Below are 16,896 nucleotides of genomic sequence, written 5' to 3' on the forward strand. Positions count from 1 at the left end.
TGAACGGATGAACGAACCCTACATCAGCGGCTCGGTGGCCGAAGGCAACGAGAACATCGGGGCGAACGAGGAGTCGCTGCGCATGGTCTCCTCCCAGCCGGTCGGCAATGAGCCGGTCAGCGACGAGGAGCTGCGACCGCACGTCCTCGACGGTTTCATCGGCCAGCCGCGGCTCAAGGCGCAGCTCCAGCTGTTTCTCGACGCCGCGCGCAAGCGCGAGGTGCCGCCGGACCATATCCTGCTCGCCGGCCCTCCAGGCCTCGGCAAGACCACTCTGGCGATGATCGTCGCCAACGAGCTCGGCGTGCCGATCCGCATCACGTCGGGTCCCGCCATCCAGCATGCCGGCGATCTCGCCTCCATCCTGAGCTCCCTCGACGCGGGGGAGGTGCTGTTCGTCGACGAGGTGCATCGTCTGCCACGCGCCGCCGAGGAACTGCTGTACATCGCGATGGAGGATTTCCGCGTCGACGTGATGGTCGGCAAGGGTCCCGGTGCATCCTCCATTCCGCTTACCCTGCCCCGCTTCACGATGATCGGCGCGACCACGCGCGAGGGCATGCTGCCCTCGCCGCTGCGCGCGCGTTTCGGCTTCACCGCGCATCTCGACTTCTATCCCGTCGATGAGCTGGAGAAGCTCGTCGAACGCTCGGCGTCGGTGCTCGGTCTCGCGTTGGAGGAGGGGGCGGCCCATCAGCTCGCCCTGCGTTCCCGCGGCACGCCGCGTATCGCGAACCGTCTGCTGCGCCGCGTGCGCGACTGGGTGATCGTCCACGACCTGCCGTCGGCGGGGCCGGACGACGTCAAGGAGGCGTTGGCCCTCTACCAGATCGACGCCGAGGGGTTGGACCGTCTCGACATCGCCGTGCTCAACGCCATCGTGCGCAACTTCAACGGCGGGCCGGTGGGACTCAATACCCTGGCCGCCATGGTGGGCGAGGAGTCGGAGACCGTGGAGACCGTATGCGAGCCGTATCTCGTGCGCGAGGGGTTCCTGGTGCGTACGCCGAAGGGCCGTGTAGCCACGCTCAAGGCGTGGGACCATCTCGGCATACGGCCGAAAGAGGACGTTGTCAACAAGCTTTTCTAAACTTCAGAAGTTGGACTAGTCGTTTCCAATCGGAAGGAATTCCCCTCAATGGATCCCAATATGCTTTTCATCGTCGTGCTCGTCGTGGTCATGGGCGGCATGATGTGGTTCCAGTCCAAGAAGAACAAGGAACGCCAGCAGCAGGTCAAGGACTTCCGCGCCAACCTCAAGCCCGGCACCGAGGTCATCACCATCGGCCAGATCATCGGCAAGGTCGTCTCCGTGGACGAGCAGTACGAGGAGATCGTCATCGACTCCGAGGGCTCTCTGCTGCGCTTCTCCTACAGCGGCATCGCCAAGGAGTACGAGCGCCCCGCCTTCATCTCCGACGACGAGGTGGATGAGAACGGCAACCCGCTCCCCAAGGACGAGGACGCCGCCGACGGCGAGGCCCAGGTGGACGTCGACACGTCCGTCGAGCAGAACAACGCCGACGCGAAGAAGGCCGAGTGACCATGACCGGTAGCGACATCACGATTCGCGATCTGGAGAAGGTGGGAGCCGAGGACGCCGCATACCTCGTGTCCCTGATTCGTTCCGTCCCCGGGTTCCCGAAGGAAGGCATCATCTTCCGCGACTTCATGCCGGTGCTCGCCGACCCGCGCGGCCTCGACATCCTGCTGCGCGCGCTCGAAGCCGCGCTGCCGGTCCCGGCCGATTCGTTCGATGCGATCGCCGGTCTCGAATCCCGCGGATTCCTGTTCGGTCCCTCTCTCGCCCATCATCTCGGCAAGGGCTTCATCGCCATCCGCAAGGCGGGCAAGCTCCCGCCGGAGACCATCGGCGAATCCTATGACCTCGAATACGGCACGGCCAGCGTCGAGATCGAGACGACCGCCGTCAAGCCGGGGGAGCGCGTGCTCATCGTCGACGACCTGATCGCGACCGGCGGCACGGCGAAGGCCGGCGCCGACCTCATCGAGAAGGCGGGCGGCACAATCGCCGGATTCGGCTTCGTCATGGGCCTCGAAGGCCTTGACGGGCTCGACAAGCTCGGCGACGTCCCCACGTCGACGCTCATCTCCATGCCGGCCTGATTCCGGCGCAACGGTTTTCGGCCGTCACCAGCCCATCATGGGCATGGTGGCGGCCATGTCAATAGTCAACAGTCACAAGCACACGGAAGAGCCATGGATCTTTACGAATACCAGGCGCGACAGCTGCTCGAGGAGCAGGGCATCCCCACCCCGAAGGCCATCTACGCGCAGAACTCCCATGAAGTAGCCGAAGCCGCCGAACAGCTCGGCTACCCCTGCGTCGTCAAGGCGCAGGTCAAGATCGGCCATCGTGGCCAGGCCGGCGGCGTCAAGCTCGCCAAGACCCGCGACGAGGCGATTCTCGACGCCGAGGACATCCTGCCGATGACCATCCACAAGCACAAGGTGAACGGCGTGCTCGTGGCCGAGGGCAAGAACATCCTCCACGAGTACTACGTGTCCATCTCCGTGGACCGCACCTCCCGCGACTACGACGTGCTCGCCACCGCCAACGGCGGCACCGAGGTCGAGGAGATCGCCAAGGAGCATCCGGAGGCGGTGAAGCGCCTGCACATCGAGGCCCTCGACGACTTCGATCTCGAGGCGGCCACGAAGATGGCCGAAAGCATCGGCTTCTACCATGCGGACGTCGACCAGGCCGCGCAGATCCTGCTCAAGATGTGGAAGTGCTTCAAGGAGAACGACGCGACGCTCGTCGAGATCAACCCGCTCGCCAAGATCGGCGATCCGGACGACGAATCCTCGAAGAGCCTGTGCGCGCTCGACGCGAAGATCTCCCTCGACGACAACGCCGCCTTCCGCCACGACGGCTGGAAGCGTTTCGCCGACCCGCTCGCCAACGACGAGTTCGAGCGTCGCGCCAAGGACCATGGCCTGCACTACGTGCATCTCAACGGCCAGGTCGGTGTGATTGGCAACGGCGCGGGCCTCGTCATGAGCTCCCTCGACGCCGTCTCCGGCGCCGGCGAGGAGCAGGGCACCGGCATCAAGCCCGCCAACTTCCTCGACATCGGCGGCGGCGCCTCGGCCGAGGTCATGGCCGCCAGCCTCGAGATCGTCGTCTCCGACCCGCAGGTCGAATCCGTGTTCATCAACGTCTACGGCGGCATCACCTCCTGCGAGCAGGTCGCCAAGGGCATCCTCGAGGCGATCGACACGCTCGGCGGCACCAAGCCGATCGTCGTCCGCTTCGACGGCAACGCGGCGGCCGAGGGCCTTGCCATCCTCGCCGAATCCAACAACCCGAACGTGCACGTCGCCGAGACGATGGAGGAGGCGGCGCATCAGGCCGCCCGCATCGCGGCCGACGCCATCGCAGCCAAGGAGGCCAACTGATATGACGCTCTTCATCGAAGACGACGCCCCCGTCATCGTGCAGGGCATGACCGGCCACCAGGGCATGACGCACACCGCGCGCATGCTCAAGGCCGGCACCAACATCGTCGGCGGCGTCAACGCCCGCAAGGCCGGTCTCGACGTCACCTTCCCGGCCGCGCGCGACGGCGAGGACGCCACCATCCACGTCTACGGCTCCTGCGCCGAGGCGTGTGAGGCCACCGGTGCCAAGGCGTCGGTCGTGTTCGTCCCGCCGCGCTTCGCCAAGGCCGCAGTCGTCGAGGCGATTGAGGCGGGCATCAAGCTCATCGTCGTGATCACCGAAGGCATCCCCGTCGCGGATTCCGCCTACTTCGTCGAACTCGCGCTGCGCCACGGCGTGCGCATCGTCGGCCCGAACTGCCCGGGCCTCATGACGCTCGCCTCCTCCGAGGAGACGCACGGCGTGAACCTCGGCATCATCCCCGACGGCATCGTCGGACGCGGCCCGCTGGGTCTCGTCTCCAAGTCCGGCACGCTCACCTACCAGCTGATGGGCGAGCTGAGCGACATCGGCTTCACCGCGTGCCTCGGCGCCGGTGGCGACCCGATCGTCGGCACCACGCTGCTCGAGGCGCTGCAGGCGTTCGAAGCGGATCCGAACACGAAAGCCGTGATGATGATCGGCGAGATCGGCGGCAGCGCCGAACAGGACGCCGCCCAGTGGGCCTCCGAGCACATGACCAAGCCGGTCGTCGCCTACATCGCCGGCTTCACCGCCCCCGAGGGCAAGCAGATGGGCCACGCCGGCGCCATCGTCTCCGGAGGCAAGGGCACCGCGAAGGACAAGAAGGAAGCACTGGAGGCGGTCGGCATCCGCGTCGGGCGCACGCCCGGCCAGGCCGCCGACATCATGCGTGAGGTGCTTGCGGGTCTCGAGCGGTGAACAATCCCGTAACATCGGCCCGCATCTCCGCGCTGCTCAAGGGCGTTCTCGCCGCGCTGGGCGCGATGGCCCTGTACGCCATATCGCTCGGCTGCTTCATCGCGCTGATGCTGCTGGTCATATCCATGGAGGAGGGCGGCGAGAGCCTGCCCTCCTCGGCATTGCCCCTGACCGAGACCATAGTGCTGCTCAGCCAGGGAACCGGCTTCACGTCCGGCCCCATCGTCGTGGGGGTCATGCCCCTGCTGCTCACCGTGATGCTCATCGCGCTGATCGCGCAGTGCGCGTCACGGGCCGACGCGGGGGCGCTGGGATGGTTGGGCGGTCTGGCCGTATGGATCGCGCTCAACCTGGTGTTCTCCGGTGGCACGAACATGGAGCTGCATGACGCGCCCGCGGTGATAGCCATGAAGACGGCCTGCGTGTGGACGATCGGCTACGCGTTCGCCACCGTTCCCGTCTCGTCCGCCGCATCGACCGTCCGGAGACGACTGAACGAACGGCTTTCGCCGCAGGTGCGCCGTATGGCGGCGCTCGGCCGGGTCGTCACCGGCATGCTGGCCGTCGTGCTGCTCGTGGCCGCCTTCATCGTCACGGTCGTATGGATCGTGCACGGGTGGAGCGCCATGACCGCCCTGTTCGAATACGACGGCATGGAGAACGGCTCGCGCGTCCTCACCACCATCGCATCCCTCGCATGGCTGCCCAATCTCGTCGTGTGGGCGTTGTCCTGGTTCGCCGGGGCCGGGTTCCATATCGGCGAACTCGGATCGTTCACCATGTGGGTGGGCCAGTCGGCGGGTCTGCCGCCGCTGCCGGTGTTCGGTCTCATGCCCGAGCCGATTGCGGACGACCGCATCCGCATTGCCCTGCAATGCCTGATTCCGGCGTCCGCAGGCGTCAGCGCGCTCCTCGCCATGCTCGTGCCGGGGCCGATGCGGGTCCGTCCGGTGAAACCCGCCGACGGCTCCGATGCCATGAAGCGGATCGTCGTCACCATGGCCGGCCATCTGGCCGTCCTGATTGTTGCGGGAGCCGTGACGGTCGGCGCATGGTGCGCCTGCTTCGCCTTGTCCGACGGCGCGCTCGGCGCGCATCGGCTGTCCCACGTGGGCGTCGACATCCTGCCGTCCACCCTGCTCGTCGCGCGTTCGATCACATTCGGATTCGCAGCGGCGTGGCTTGCCGTGGCGGTGGTGTTGTCCGCCATCTACGGGATACACTGGATTGTCGAACGCCATGCGGCACGGATCGCGAATGCCGCGGCCGTCGCGGCCGAACCGGCGGACCATGTCCCGGCGTCCGCGGACAACGGCGAGGATTCCGCCGACACCACGGACGCCGGGAATCCCGCCGACGTGGACGACGCCACGAAGGAGCATGAACGCGGAAGCGTGAAACCCCGTTCCGTCCGTTCCGAACGTGCCGTGCGTTCGGACACGTTCGAACGCGCCACCGCCGTGCGGCGCGCACCGCGCACCGTACGATCAGACAAGCTTGACCAACCAACCAAGGAGGAATCCGATGACAACAACGAATCGTCCGATTAAGCGGGCGCTGGTCTCCGTCTTCCACAAGGAAGGCATCGAGGTGCTCGCCGAGGCCTTCGTCAAGGCCGGCACCGAAGTGGTGTCCACCGGCTCGACCGCGAAGCGTCTCGCCGAACTCGGCGTGCCCGTCACCGAAGTGAGCGAGGTCACCGGATTCCCCGAGTGCCTCGACGGCCGCGTCAAGACCCTCGATCCGCACATCCACGCCGGCATCCTCGCCGACATGACCAACCCGGACCACGCCGCCCAGCTGGAGAAGTTCGGCATCAAGCCGTTCGACCTGGTCGTCGTCAACCTGTACCCGTTCGCCGACACCGTGCGCTCCGGCGCCGATGAGGCGGCCACCATCGAGAAGATCGACATCGGCGGCCCGTCCATGGTGCGCGGTGCGGCGAAGAACAGCGCCACCGTCGCCATCGTCACCGATCCGGCCGATTACGCGCTCGTCGCCGCCCGCGTGGAGAACGGCGAGGGCTTTAGCCTCGAGGAGCGTCGCTGGCTGGCCGGCAAGGCGTTCGCGCACACCGCTGCCTACGACGCGACGATCAACGAGTGGACCGCGAAGCACTGGCCGAAGCCCGCCACCATCGACGAGACCGACCATGACGATGAGGGCCAGCCGGTCGACGACGCGAAGTTCCCGGCCGCGTTCACCCGCACCTGGGACCGCTCGCACACGCTGCGCTACGGCGAGAACTCGCACCAGCAGGCCGCGCTCTACCTCGACCCGCTCGACCAGACCGGCTTCGCCCACGCCGAACAGCTCGGCGGCAAGCCGATGAGCTACAACAACTACGTGGATGCGGACGCCGCATGGCGCGCCGTGTGGGATCTCGCCCCGTCCATCGCCGTGGCCGTCGTCAAGCACAACAATCCGTGCGGCCTCGCCATCGGCGCCACCGCGGCCGAGGCGCACCGCAAGGCCCACGCCTGCGACCCGGTGAGCGCGTACGGCGGCGTCATCGCCTGCAACACGACCGTCACCCTGGAGATGGCGGAGAGCGTGCGTCCGATCTTCACCGAGGTGATCGTCGCCCCCGCCTACGAGGACGCGGCGCTCGAACTGCTGAAGACCAAGAAGAAGAACCTGCGCATCCTCAAGGTGGCCGAACCGCCGAAGGGCCACACGCAGTTCCGCCAGATCGACGGCGGCCTGCTCGTGCAGGACATGGACCTCATCAACGCTACCGGCGACGATCCGGACGCGTGGAAGCTCGTCTCCGGCGAGCCGGCCGACGCCGACACGCTCAAGGATCTCGTGTTCGCCTGGCGCGCCATCCGCTGCGTCAAGTCCAACGCGATCCTGCTCGCCCACGACCAGGCGACCGTCGGCATCGGCATGGGCCAGGTCAACCGCGTCGACTCCTGCCATCTGGCCGTCGAACGTGCCAACACGCTGGCGGACGGCGCCGACCGCGCCACCGGTTCCGTGGCCGCGTCCGACGCGTTCTTCCCGTTTGCGGACGGTGCCGAGACGCTGATGAACGCCGGTGTGAAGGCCATCGTGCAGCCCGGCGGCTCCATCCGCGACGAGGAGGTCATCGAGGCCGCGAAGAAGGCCGGCGTGACCATGTACCTGACCGGCACCCGCCACTTCTTCCACTGATCGACGAACGGGGCCGGCCGTGCTCCTCTTCGGAGGGAAGCACGGCCGGCCCCGTCGGCATGGATATCGCAAACCGCAAACGCACGCAAACCAGACAAACGCACTGAGGTACAGGCATGAAAAACCATCCCTTCGTCTCCGAAGCCCATGAGGGCAAGCCGTGGTTCGAGTGGATCGTCGCCGCGCTGGTAATCGCTTCCGGCGTGCTCGCGGTCCTCGGATACACGATGGCCGCCACGGTGTTGATCTCCGTGACGGCCATCGTGACCGGGCTCATCCGTCTCATCATGCGCGAACGAAGCCCTTGGAAGGTGCGGTCAGTCGCGTTCGACTCCTTCATCGGCATCTGCCTTGGCGTCGGACTGCTCGCCACCTACTTCAGCGTGTACGGCATCACCCTGTGACGCCGCGGCGTCGTCCGCCTCGCCGTCCTCATCGGCCGTCGTCTCCTGCGCTTCCTGCGCGGAGTCGGCGGCCTCGTTGTATGCGGTGAGCTGGGCGGGGTCGTCGCCCTTCGCCTTCGGGGCGACGATCATCTGCTGGAGCACCATCACAAGCGCGACGAGCGCGGCGGCGAGCACCGGGCAGATCCAGAACACCCACAGTTGGCTGAGCGGTTCGACCTGAAGCTTCTGGTTCTGGGCGAATAGCGCGATGCCGGTGGCGCGCGCCGGGTTCAGCGCGGCGCCGGTGACCGGGAAGGCGACGGCGGCACCCACCGCGTAGGACACGCCGGTGGCCAGCGCGTAGCGCTTCGTGCCGTAGGTCGCCATGGCAGCGCCCACGATGAGCAGACCGGCGACGAGCTCGACGGCGATCGCCTGGGTGATGGAGAAGTTGAGGCCATACTGGGTGAGCGTGCTGTAGGCGACGGAACCCTTGTCGAAGCCGTTGACGGTGGTGGTCAGCCACTGGGCCAGCGTGACGTTCTCGGAGGTGGGCAGCAGGAACTTGACGAGCATGCCCGCGAGCGTGGCGCCGATCACCTGGAAGACGATGTAGAGGATGCCGTCCACGAGCTTCGTGCGGCCGGTGACCATGGCCGCGACCGTCACCGCCGGATTGAACTGGCCGCCGGAGACTCCGCCGAGCGCGAGCACGGCGGCCGCGTAGACAAGACCCGTGCCGAGCGCGATGTAGGCGAGGTTCAGCTGGAAGACGATCGAGCCGAACGTGCTGAACACGTAGATGGCGAAGCAGATCAGGAAGGTGCCGACCAGCTCGGCCCCCACGCGAAGCGGCCACGGCTGTTCCTTCGTGATGTTCTCTTCAGATGTCATGTGTGTTTCCTTCGATTCTTGTTCGGAGTTGTTCCGGGGGCGCGGCCCGTCGGAGCACTGACAGTCTAGCAGTAGCACATCGGGCCGTATCCGGGGGGTACGGTATCATATTCAGGTTGGAAATACCCCTAGGCCACGTTGGGAGAACGATGCCAAACGCATATTCCCGCGCCATGAAAGCGCATGAAAGCAACAACGAAGGAATCCGACTGCAGAAGATCCTCGCCCAGGCCGGATTCGGTTCCCGCCGCAAGTGCGAGGAGATGATCACCGAAGGACGCGTCGAAGTGGACGGCGAACTCGTCACCGAGCTCGGCACCCGCGTCGACATGTCGCGCCAGCAGGTCCGCGTCGACGGATCGCGCGTGCGCATCAACCCGAACCACGTCACGCTCGCGCTCAACAAGCCGCGCCGCGTGCTCTCCGCCATGGACGATCCGAAGGGCCGCTACACGCTGGCCGACATCGTCGGCGACAAGTACGAACGCATCTTCCACATGGGACGTCTCGACTACGATTCCGAGGGTCTCATCCTCATGACGAACGACGGCGAGCTGAGCCAGCACGTCATGCACCCCAAGTACGAGGTCGAGAAGACCTACATCGCCACGGTCGAGGGCAAGCTGTCCGGCACCGTGTGCCGCCGTCTCGTCAAGACCGGCGTACAGCTGGACGACGGCTGGATCAAGCTCGACCACTGCGCGATCATCGACCAGAAGCGCGACGCCACAATCGTCAAGGTCGTGCTGCACTCCGGCAAGAACCGCATCGTGCGACGCATCTTCGGTTCGATCGGCTTCCCGGTCAAGCGTCTCGTGCGCACGCAGATCGGCCCGATCAAGCTGGGCGAGCTCAAGTCCGGTTCCTACCGCGTGCTCAGCCAGACCGAGGTCCGTTCCCTGTCGAAGGCGGTGGGCCTGTGATTCGCGTCGCCATCGACGGGCCCGCCGGCGTCGGCAAGTCGTCGACGTCGAAGGCGCTGGCCAAGTACTACGGTTTCGCCTACCTCGACACGGGCGCCATGTACCGCGCCTGCGCGTGGTGGTGCCTCAAGCAGGGCATCGACCTCGACGCGGAGCAGGTGGATGAACGCGTCGTCACCGAGGCGGTGGGCGAGTTCTTCACCGGCGATCATTTCGACATCTCCGTCGATCCGGACGCGCCGGCCGTGACCGCCGACGGTGAGGACATCTCCGAGGCGATCCGCTCCTCCGAGGTCTCCACGCACGTGTCCAAGGTGTCGAACATCATCCCGGTGCGCAACGTGCTCATCGCCGCCCAGCGCGCGTACATCGCGCGCGAGGCGGACAAGGAGTCGTTCTCCGGCGGGCTCGGCATCGTCGCGGAGGGCCGCGACATCACGACCGTGGTCGCCCCGGACGCGGAGGTGCGCGTGCTGCTCACCGCCCGCGAGGAGGTGCGCCAGGCGCGCCGCACCGGTCAGGCGGCCGGCGGCGTGGGTGCGGAGGACGTGGCCGCGCGCGACCGCATGGACTCGCGTGTCACGAACTTCACGACCGCCGCGGACGGCGTCGTCACCATCGACAATTCCGACATGGATTTCGCGCACACGCTCGACACGCTGATCGGGCTCGTCGACGAGGCCATCGAGGAGCAGGAGTACGCGCGCTACGCCGCGAACCTCGAAGGCTACGAGCTGGACGAGGGCGACGAGGCGCTGATCGAGGGCCGCGGCACCGGCGAGACGTCCGGCAGGCCCGGTCCGAAGCAGGTGGGCGTGCTCGCCGTCGTGGGGCGTCCGAACGTGGGCAAGTCGTCGCTCGTCAACCGCATCCTCGGCCGTCGCGTCGCCGTCGTGGAGGACACTCCCGGCGTGACGCGCGACCGCGTGAGCTATGACGCGGAATGGTCCGGCACCGATTTCAAGCTCGTCGACACGGGCGGCTGGGAGGTGGACGTCGAAGGCATCGACTCCGCCATCGCCTCGCAGGCCGAGGTCGCCGTGAACCTCGCAGATGCGGTCGTGCTCGTCGTCGACGGGCAGGTCGGCATGACCGACACGGACGAGCGCATCGTGAAGATGCTGCGCGCCTCCGGCAAGCCGGTCACACTCGCCGTGAACAAGGTCGACGACCGCGAAAGCGAATATCTCGCCGCCGAATTCTGGAAGCTGGGACTCGGCGAGCCGTATGCGATCTCCGCGATGCACGGCAGGGGAGTGGGCGACCTGCTCGACGCGGCGCTCGACTCGCTGCGCAAGGCGGAGAAGACGTCCGGCTATCTCACGCCGTCCGGCCTTCGCCGCGTGGCGCTCGTGGGGCGTCCGAACGTGGGCAAGTCGTCACTGCTCAACCAACTGGCCCGCGAGGAGCGCACGGTCGTCAACGATTTGGCCGGCACCACGCGCGACCCGGTCGACGAGGTCATCGACATCGACGGCGAGGACTGGTTGTTCATCGACACGGCCGGCATCAAGCGTCGTCAGCACAAGCTCAAGGGCGCGGAATACTATTCGTCGCTGCGTACGCAGGCGGCGATCGAACGCTCCGAGCTGGCGCTCGTGCTGTTCGACGCGTCCGTGCCGATCTCCGACCAGGATCTCAAGGTGATGAGCTCCGCCGTGGACGCGGGCCGCGCCATCGTGCTCGTGTTCAACAAGTGGGATGCGATGGACGAGTTCGACAAGCAGCGTCTCGAACGCCTGTGGGTCACCGAGTTCGACCGCGTCACCTGGGCGCAGCGCGTGAACCTGTCGGCGAAGACCGGCTGGCACACGAACCGTCTCGCCAAGGCGATGCGCGAGGCGCTGGAATCGTGGGACAAGCGCGTGCCGACCGGCAAGCTCAACGCGTTCCTCGGCCAGCTGCAGTCCGCCCACCCGCATCCGCTGCGTGGCGGCAAGCAGCCGCGCATCCTGTTCGCTACGCAGGCTTCGACGCGTCCGCCGCGTTTCGTGATCTTCGCGACCGGCTTCCTCGAGCATGGCTACCGTCGCTACATCGAGCGTTCGCTGCGCGAGGAGTTCGGCTTCGAGGGTTCGCCGATCCAGATCTCGGTGAACATCCGCGAGAAGAAGAAGCGCAAGTAGGCGGATTACGATTCGCATCGACCCGATGATCGCCGTTTCCGGTGATGGCTATGCGTCATCACCGGAAACGGCGATTTCGGTATCCGTCCCTTCCACCGATGACGTGCGTCCGGACGCCTATGCTATGCGGCATGGGGAAGACAAGATTTCATGGCAAGGCACAGGCGTATGCGGCGGGGAGACCCGGCTATCCCGAAACGGCCATCCGGTATATCGGCGGGCTGATCCGACGGGAATCCACGTCGGCGGCCGACGGCGCCGATAGCTCCGATAACCGTGGCGTTCACGTCATCGCGGACGTCGGTGCCGGCACAGGCAAGCTCACGGTCGCGCTGACGGAGCTGGGAATGCCCGTATACGCCGTCGAACCGGATGCCGACATGCGTGCCGAACTCATCGACCGCACGCACGGACTCGCCGACGTGACGGTGACCGCCGGCACCGCCGACCACACCGGACTGTCGCCGCACAGCGTGGATGTGATTACCGTCGCACAGGCGCTCCACTGGTTCGATCCGGACGCCTTCGCCGCGGAATGCCATCGCATCGCACGCGACGGACGATACCTACTGGTTTCGCTGTACAACGTCACGTCGTTTGACTCGGCGATGCGACCGGACCGGCGTGACGGGCACGGTGACGTCATCACGGGCAGCATCCGGCATTTCGAGGACACGACGGCCATGTTCTTCCACAATCCCGAAGTCCGTTCGTTCCCCAATCCGATCCGCTACACGCGTGACGCATGGCGTGCCTACATGGACTCGCACTCGCACAGCCCGCTGCCGGACGAAGCGGGGTACGAGGAGTACCGGACATGGGTGGATGGACTGTTCGACCGGCGGGCGGTCGACGGCGTACTGACCGACGACACCGTCTGCATGGTGGCCAGTGAATACGTGCGTCCCTGATTTCTGAGACAGCCGCCAGGCGGCCGTCGGGGTTGTAATCTGCTGCTTGTTTCCTCTTGTTTTGTTTGTTTTGGTATGGCATAATTGATTTATGCGCGTCAGAGAATGGGCGGCCCGTGAGGGGGTGAACGAGCAGACGGTGTGGCTGTGGTGCCGCACCGGCAGGATGCCCGTGCCGTTCGAGCGTACGAAGACGGGTGTGATTCTCATCCACGACCCGAAATACGAGACTCCGGCCGCTACCGTCGTGGGTTCACGCACCGTGTGCTACGCGCGCGTATCCTCCGCCGACCAGAAGGCGGATCTGCGGCGTCAGGCGGATCGGCTGAAAGCGTTCGCCTTGAATATGGGATGCGAGAATCCCGAATTGGTCTCCGAGGTGGGTTCCGGCATGAACGACAGGCGTCGCAAGCTCAACCGGATTCTCGCCGACCCGTCAGTAGGCGTCATCGTCGTGGAGCATCGCGACCGGCTGGCCCGCATGAACGCGGGACTCGTGGAGTCCGCGTTGAAGGCGTCGGGCCGTCGACTCGTCGTCGTGGACGATTCGGAACTGGACGACGACCTCGTACGTGACATGACCGAGGTGCTGACCTCGTTCTGCGCGCGCCTGTACGATCGCCGGGCCGCCCGCAGCAAGGCGAAGGCCGCATTGGAGGCGGCGGAGAATGCTTGAGGCGGTCAAAGTGGCGTTGGATCCGACGCCATCCCAGAAACGGTTGCTGCTGTCCCATGCGGGCGCGGCCCGGTTCGCGTTCAATGCTGGGCTGGCGCACGTCAAGGAGGCCATTGAAGCCAAGGGAAAACCCGAATGGTCCCTGTATGCGCTGCGCCGCTGGTGGAATGCGAACAAGGGTACGCTGGCCGTGGATGGGAACGGCGTGCCGTGGTGGCGTGAGAACAGCAAGGAGGCGTACAACAGCGGTCTCGAAGCATTGTCGGACGCGTTGTCGAATTGGTCGAAAAGCCGCAAAGGACAACGCAAGGGCCGCAAGGTCGGATTCCCCAAGTTCAAGGCCAAGGACAAGGCGACGCCGCGGTTCGCGTATACGACCGGCTCGTTCGGCCTCATTGACGACGACCGACATGCGTTGAGACTGCCGCGCATCGGGCGTGTCCATTGCATGGAGAACATCGCGGAACGTGTCGGGGACGCGAAGGTGCTGCGCATGACAGTCTCCCGTCGCGCGGGCCGCTGGTACGCGTCCCTGACCGTGGAACGGCCGGACGTGAGACCCATCCAGCCGCCAAAAGGCGAGGCGGTCGGCATCGATCTGGGCGTCAAGACTCTGACGACACTCTCGGACGGCACGGTCATCCCTAATCCGCATACGCTCGGAACCAACGAATATCGGCTGAAGCGTGCGCAGAAGGCGCTGAGCCGCAAAACCCGCGGATCGAACCGTCATCGCAAGGCGCGAGAGCGCGTCGCCCGTCTGCATGCCCGCGTCGCCAATCAACGACGTGACCTGCTGCACAAGCTCACCACGATGCTCGCGTCCACGTACTCGGACATCTGCATCGAGGATCTGAACGTGGCGGGCATGGTCAGAAACCATCGGCTCGCCAAGGCCGTCGAGGACGCCTCGTTCGCTGAACTGCGTCGTCAATTGGAATACAAGACCGTCCGCACGAGTGCGGGGCTGCATGTCATCGACCGCTGGTATCCAAGCTCGAAACTCTGCTCGAACTGCGGGAGCGTGAAAACCAAATTCTCCCTCAACGAGCGTACCTACTGCTGCCACGCCTGCGGACTGACCATCGACCGCGATCTGAACGCGGCCATCAACATCCAGGTCGCCGGGAGTGCCCCGGAGACCCTAAACGCGCATGGAGGGACCGGAAGACGGAACGACGCATCGCGTCGCGCAACGCAGGACCCGGTGAAGTACGAACCAAGCTGCGGCGAAAGCCGCGTGAGACTTGGAGCGGACGGTCGCAAGACCGTCCTGCAAACCAGAACAAACTAGTTTGCAACGGAACGGCTACCATGTGTCGGCATATCCGCGGTTCCACGCCGGCCGGCGATGCCGGCGCATGGTGATAAGTCGATAAGGAGGAACGCCATGGCCATCACGTTCACCGAAGAGAGGACGTTCACCCAGGAGCAGGCGCGTCGTCTGTTCCGCTCGGTCGGGTGGGTGTCCGCCGACTACCCGGAACGTCTGTACAAGGCGCTGATGGGTTCGTCCACGGTCATCACCGCATGGGACGGCGACAGGCTGGTAGGACTCGTGCGCGCATTGGACGACGGATCGATGCTCGCCTACGTGCACTACGTGCTGGTCGACCCGGAGTATCAGGGCAACGGCATCGCAGGCCATATGATCGAGATGCTCAAAGACAAGTACCGCGACTACTTCTACATCGAGGTCATGCCCGAGGAGAGCAGGAACGCGTCGTTCTACGAGAGGCACGGTTTCCGCGTCATGGACGACGGCGTCGCCATGCAGATCGTGAACCCGGATTGGTGAGGAAGCGTCTCCGGACGTCGCGTCACAAGGCGCTGACGCCGCCGTCGACGTGGATGGTTTCCGCGTTCATGAAACCGTTGCGCATCAGGAACACATAGGCATCCGCCACTTCATCGATTGTTCCCAGACGTTTGAGCGGATTGGACGCCGCCATCTGCTCCGCCTGCGCCTGCAGCCGATCAGGCGGCGTCTCGCGCCACAAACCCGTCGGAGTCCACCATGGCGCCACCGCGTTCACGCGCACACGCGGCGCGGATTCCACAGCCAGGCCCTGCACCAACGTTTCCACCGCCAGATTGCCGAGCACGGCGCCTGACGCGTTGTACGGCCGTCCGCCGGAGCCTGCGGTCAACGTCAGCGATCCGCCGTCCGTGATCTTCGGCAGCAGAATCCGTGCAATCCGCAGCGCGACGAGATACTTGCCGTCCACCGCGGCACGTACGTCGTCCACGGTGTTGTCAAGGAATCCACCTCCCATCGCGCCGCCCATCATCGACACCGCATGGTTGAACGGCGCGTTCGGCTTGACGAACTCGTCAAGCCGTCGTTCATCCGTAGCGTCCAATGTGATCGCATCGACCGTTCCCAACGGGCTGAGTTCCCTCCCCGCGGTCGCAACGTGTTCGGGTGACCGGCCGATCACCGTGACCTGTGCACCCTCGCCAAGGACCCGTCGTGCGATTCCCAGACCGAATCCCGACGTCCCGCCGATGATGAGTATGCGACTGCCGCTGAGTGATGCCATGGTCCGTCCTTCCTTGGTTACCGGTTGTGGTTGGACTTCACTACCGAATCATATGACATTCGATCATATCGCCCGGCGGCGCTTTGAATCAGTTTGACAGACCGACCGACGGTCTGTATACTGTCGGAGACAGCGAACGGAAGGAGGACCACATGGCACGCAATGCACATCCCGAGGAGACCGAACGGCGGATCCTTGATTCCGCCCGTAGGCTCTTCGCCGAAAAGGGCTATGAGAAGACGTCCATCCAGGACATCCTGAACGATCTGGGCGACCTCTCCAAGGGCGGCCTCTACCATCATTTCAAATCGAAGGAGGCGATTCTCGACCAGTTGAACGCCGACGAGTGGGCCGCCACCGCACGCCTCCTTGACGAACTCATCAACCGCAAGGACATGAGCGCGCTTGAGAAGCTGCGTACGCTCATCGTTTCCGCCGTGGACGCCCCCGACCATCTGGACCTTGTCCGCTCCCAATTGGCGCTGCTCAAGGACCCCGCGTTCTTCACGGCGAACATGCGCTTCTGGTCGACGGGATTGCCGGAGTCCTTCCGCACGCTCATCGATATGGGCGTACAGGACGGCTCCATTCCCACGACGTATCCCGAGGAGGCGGCGCAGCTGCTCTCACTCCTCGGCAACTACTGGCTCATGCCCTGCTTCTATCCCGCTGATCGTGCCGACATGGAACGCCGCATACGCTGCCTCGCCACGATGCTCGACGCCATCGGCGTGCCGGTGTTCGACGAGACGCTTATCCCGCGGGCGGTCAAGGGTCTCACGGCGCTGATGCCGGAAGGGGAGGCGGCGGCCGCATAGGCGGCGCATCCGGGGGCGTCATCCCGCGCATCCCGGTGTCCCAGATGGCGTAACGTTCCCGCGCCCTTTGTCTTGGGTGCATTGTCGTCACCATAACAGACCGACGGTCGGTTTG

At 65.4% G+C, this 16,896-nt stretch carries 17 protein-coding genes; 15 read left to right on the forward strand and 2 right to left on the reverse strand.

From position 1 onward, the window contains the following. The first annotated feature begins 7 nt into the window (after window positions 1–7). The 8 genes from ruvB (at window position 8) to AC1AYD_RS02010 (ending at window position 7,908) form a co-directional block, all read left to right on the forward strand. On the forward strand, window positions 8–1,090 hold the full coding sequence (ruvB, locus tag AC1AYD_RS01975) for a Holliday junction branch migration DNA helicase RuvB (protein ID WP_476532116.1): 1,083 nt from the start codon (window positions 8–10) through the stop codon (window positions 1,088–1,090). Between the two features lie 48 nt (window positions 1,091–1,138). Next, window positions 1,139–1,543 carry a preprotein translocase subunit YajC gene (gene yajC, locus AC1AYD_RS01980; RefSeq protein WP_476544591.1) on the forward strand — a complete coding sequence of 135 codons (405 nt, stop codon included), beginning with the start codon at window positions 1,139–1,141 and terminating at the stop codon, window positions 1,541–1,543. Between the two features lie 2 nt (window positions 1,544–1,545). After that, on the forward strand, window positions 1,546–2,127 hold the full coding sequence (locus tag AC1AYD_RS01985) for an adenine phosphoribosyltransferase (RefSeq protein WP_476501722.1): 582 nt from the start codon (window positions 1,546–1,548) through the stop codon (window positions 2,125–2,127). A 93-nt stretch (window positions 2,128–2,220) separates the two neighbouring features. Continuing rightward, window positions 2,221–3,423, forward strand: a complete 1,203-nt coding sequence (gene sucC / locus AC1AYD_RS01990) for an ADP-forming succinate--CoA ligase subunit beta (RefSeq protein WP_476544592.1) — start codon at window positions 2,221–2,223, stop codon at window positions 3,421–3,423. Between the two features lies 1 nt (window position 3,424). Further along, window positions 3,425–4,348 (forward strand): succinate--CoA ligase subunit alpha, encoded by a 924-nt coding sequence (gene sucD / locus AC1AYD_RS01995; protein WP_476544593.1) that lies wholly within the window; start codon window positions 3,425–3,427, stop codon window positions 4,346–4,348. Then, a complete protein-coding gene (locus AC1AYD_RS02000; protein ID WP_476544594.1) occupies window positions 4,345–5,898 on the forward strand; it encodes a cell division protein PerM in 1,554 nt (517 codons plus the stop codon). Before sucD ends, AC1AYD_RS02000 begins: the two co-directional genes overlap by 4 nt. Next, window positions 5,873–7,504 carry a bifunctional phosphoribosylaminoimidazolecarboxamide formyltransferase/IMP cyclohydrolase gene (purH, locus tag AC1AYD_RS02005; protein WP_034528290.1) on the forward strand — a complete coding sequence of 544 codons (1,632 nt, stop codon included), beginning with the start codon at window positions 5,873–5,875 and terminating at the stop codon, window positions 7,502–7,504. Before AC1AYD_RS02000 ends, purH begins: the two co-directional genes overlap by 26 nt. 116 nt (window positions 7,505–7,620) lie before the next feature. Beyond that, entirely contained in the window at window positions 7,621–7,908 is a 288-nt protein-coding gene (locus AC1AYD_RS02010; RefSeq protein ID WP_476501717.1) for a DUF3017 domain-containing protein, read from the forward strand. On the opposite strand, the gene AC1AYD_RS02015 is transcribed toward AC1AYD_RS02010, so the two are convergent. Then, window positions 7,822–8,784, reverse strand: coding sequence for an MIP/aquaporin family protein (locus AC1AYD_RS02015; protein WP_476544595.1), 963 nt, complete (start codon window positions 8,782–8,784; stop codon window positions 7,822–7,824). The genes AC1AYD_RS02010 and AC1AYD_RS02015 overlap by 87 nt on opposite strands. A 149-nt stretch (window positions 8,785–8,933) precedes the next feature. Between AC1AYD_RS02015 and AC1AYD_RS02020 the strand changes: the two genes are divergently transcribed. The 6 genes from AC1AYD_RS02020 to AC1AYD_RS02045 all read left to right on the forward strand — a co-directional run bounded on the left by AC1AYD_RS02020 (window position 8,934) and on the right by AC1AYD_RS02045 (window position 15,218). Continuing rightward, entirely contained in the window at window positions 8,934–9,707 is a 774-nt protein-coding gene (locus AC1AYD_RS02020; protein WP_101623001.1) for a pseudouridine synthase, read from the forward strand. Then, window positions 9,704–11,833, forward strand: a complete 2,130-nt coding sequence (gene der / locus AC1AYD_RS02025; RefSeq protein WP_476544596.1) for a bifunctional cytidylate kinase/GTPase Der — start codon at window positions 9,704–9,706, stop codon at window positions 11,831–11,833. Before AC1AYD_RS02020 ends, der begins: the two co-directional genes overlap by 4 nt. A 131-nt stretch (window positions 11,834–11,964) precedes the next feature. Further along, the gene (locus AC1AYD_RS02030; protein ID WP_476544597.1) at window positions 11,965–12,744 is read left to right on the forward strand and encodes a class I SAM-dependent methyltransferase; all 780 of its coding nucleotides are present in this window, start codon (window positions 11,965–11,967) and stop codon (window positions 12,742–12,744) included. A gap of 91 nt (window positions 12,745–12,835) precedes the next feature. Beyond that, window positions 12,836–13,420, forward strand: a complete 585-nt coding sequence (locus AC1AYD_RS02035) for an IS607 family transposase (RefSeq protein ID WP_476544598.1) — start codon at window positions 12,836–12,838, stop codon at window positions 13,418–13,420. Then, a complete protein-coding gene (gene tnpB, locus AC1AYD_RS02040; RefSeq protein ID WP_476544599.1) occupies window positions 13,413–14,714 on the forward strand; it encodes an IS607 family element RNA-guided endonuclease TnpB in 1,302 nt (433 codons plus the stop codon). The genes AC1AYD_RS02035 and tnpB overlap by 8 nt, the downstream gene beginning before the upstream one ends. 96 nt (window positions 14,715–14,810) lie before the next feature. Further along, window positions 14,811–15,218 (forward strand): GNAT family N-acetyltransferase, encoded by a 408-nt coding sequence (locus tag AC1AYD_RS02045; RefSeq protein ID WP_476544600.1) that lies wholly within the window; start codon window positions 14,811–14,813, stop codon window positions 15,216–15,218. 22 nt (window positions 15,219–15,240) lie between these two features. On the opposite strand, the gene AC1AYD_RS02050 is transcribed toward AC1AYD_RS02045, so the two are convergent. Next, on the reverse strand, window positions 15,241–15,963 hold the full coding sequence (locus tag AC1AYD_RS02050; protein WP_476544601.1) for an SDR family oxidoreductase: 723 nt from the start codon (window positions 15,961–15,963) through the stop codon (window positions 15,241–15,243). Between the two features lie 152 nt (window positions 15,964–16,115). On the opposite strand from AC1AYD_RS02050, the gene AC1AYD_RS02055 reads away from it, so the two are divergent. Next, on the forward strand, window positions 16,116–16,781 hold the full coding sequence (locus tag AC1AYD_RS02055; RefSeq protein WP_476544602.1) for a TetR/AcrR family transcriptional regulator: 666 nt from the start codon (window positions 16,116–16,118) through the stop codon (window positions 16,779–16,781). Window positions 16,782–16,896 lie beyond the last annotated feature (115 nt).

The sequence above is a fragment of the Bifidobacterium sp. LH_426 genome, assembly GCF_056356875.1.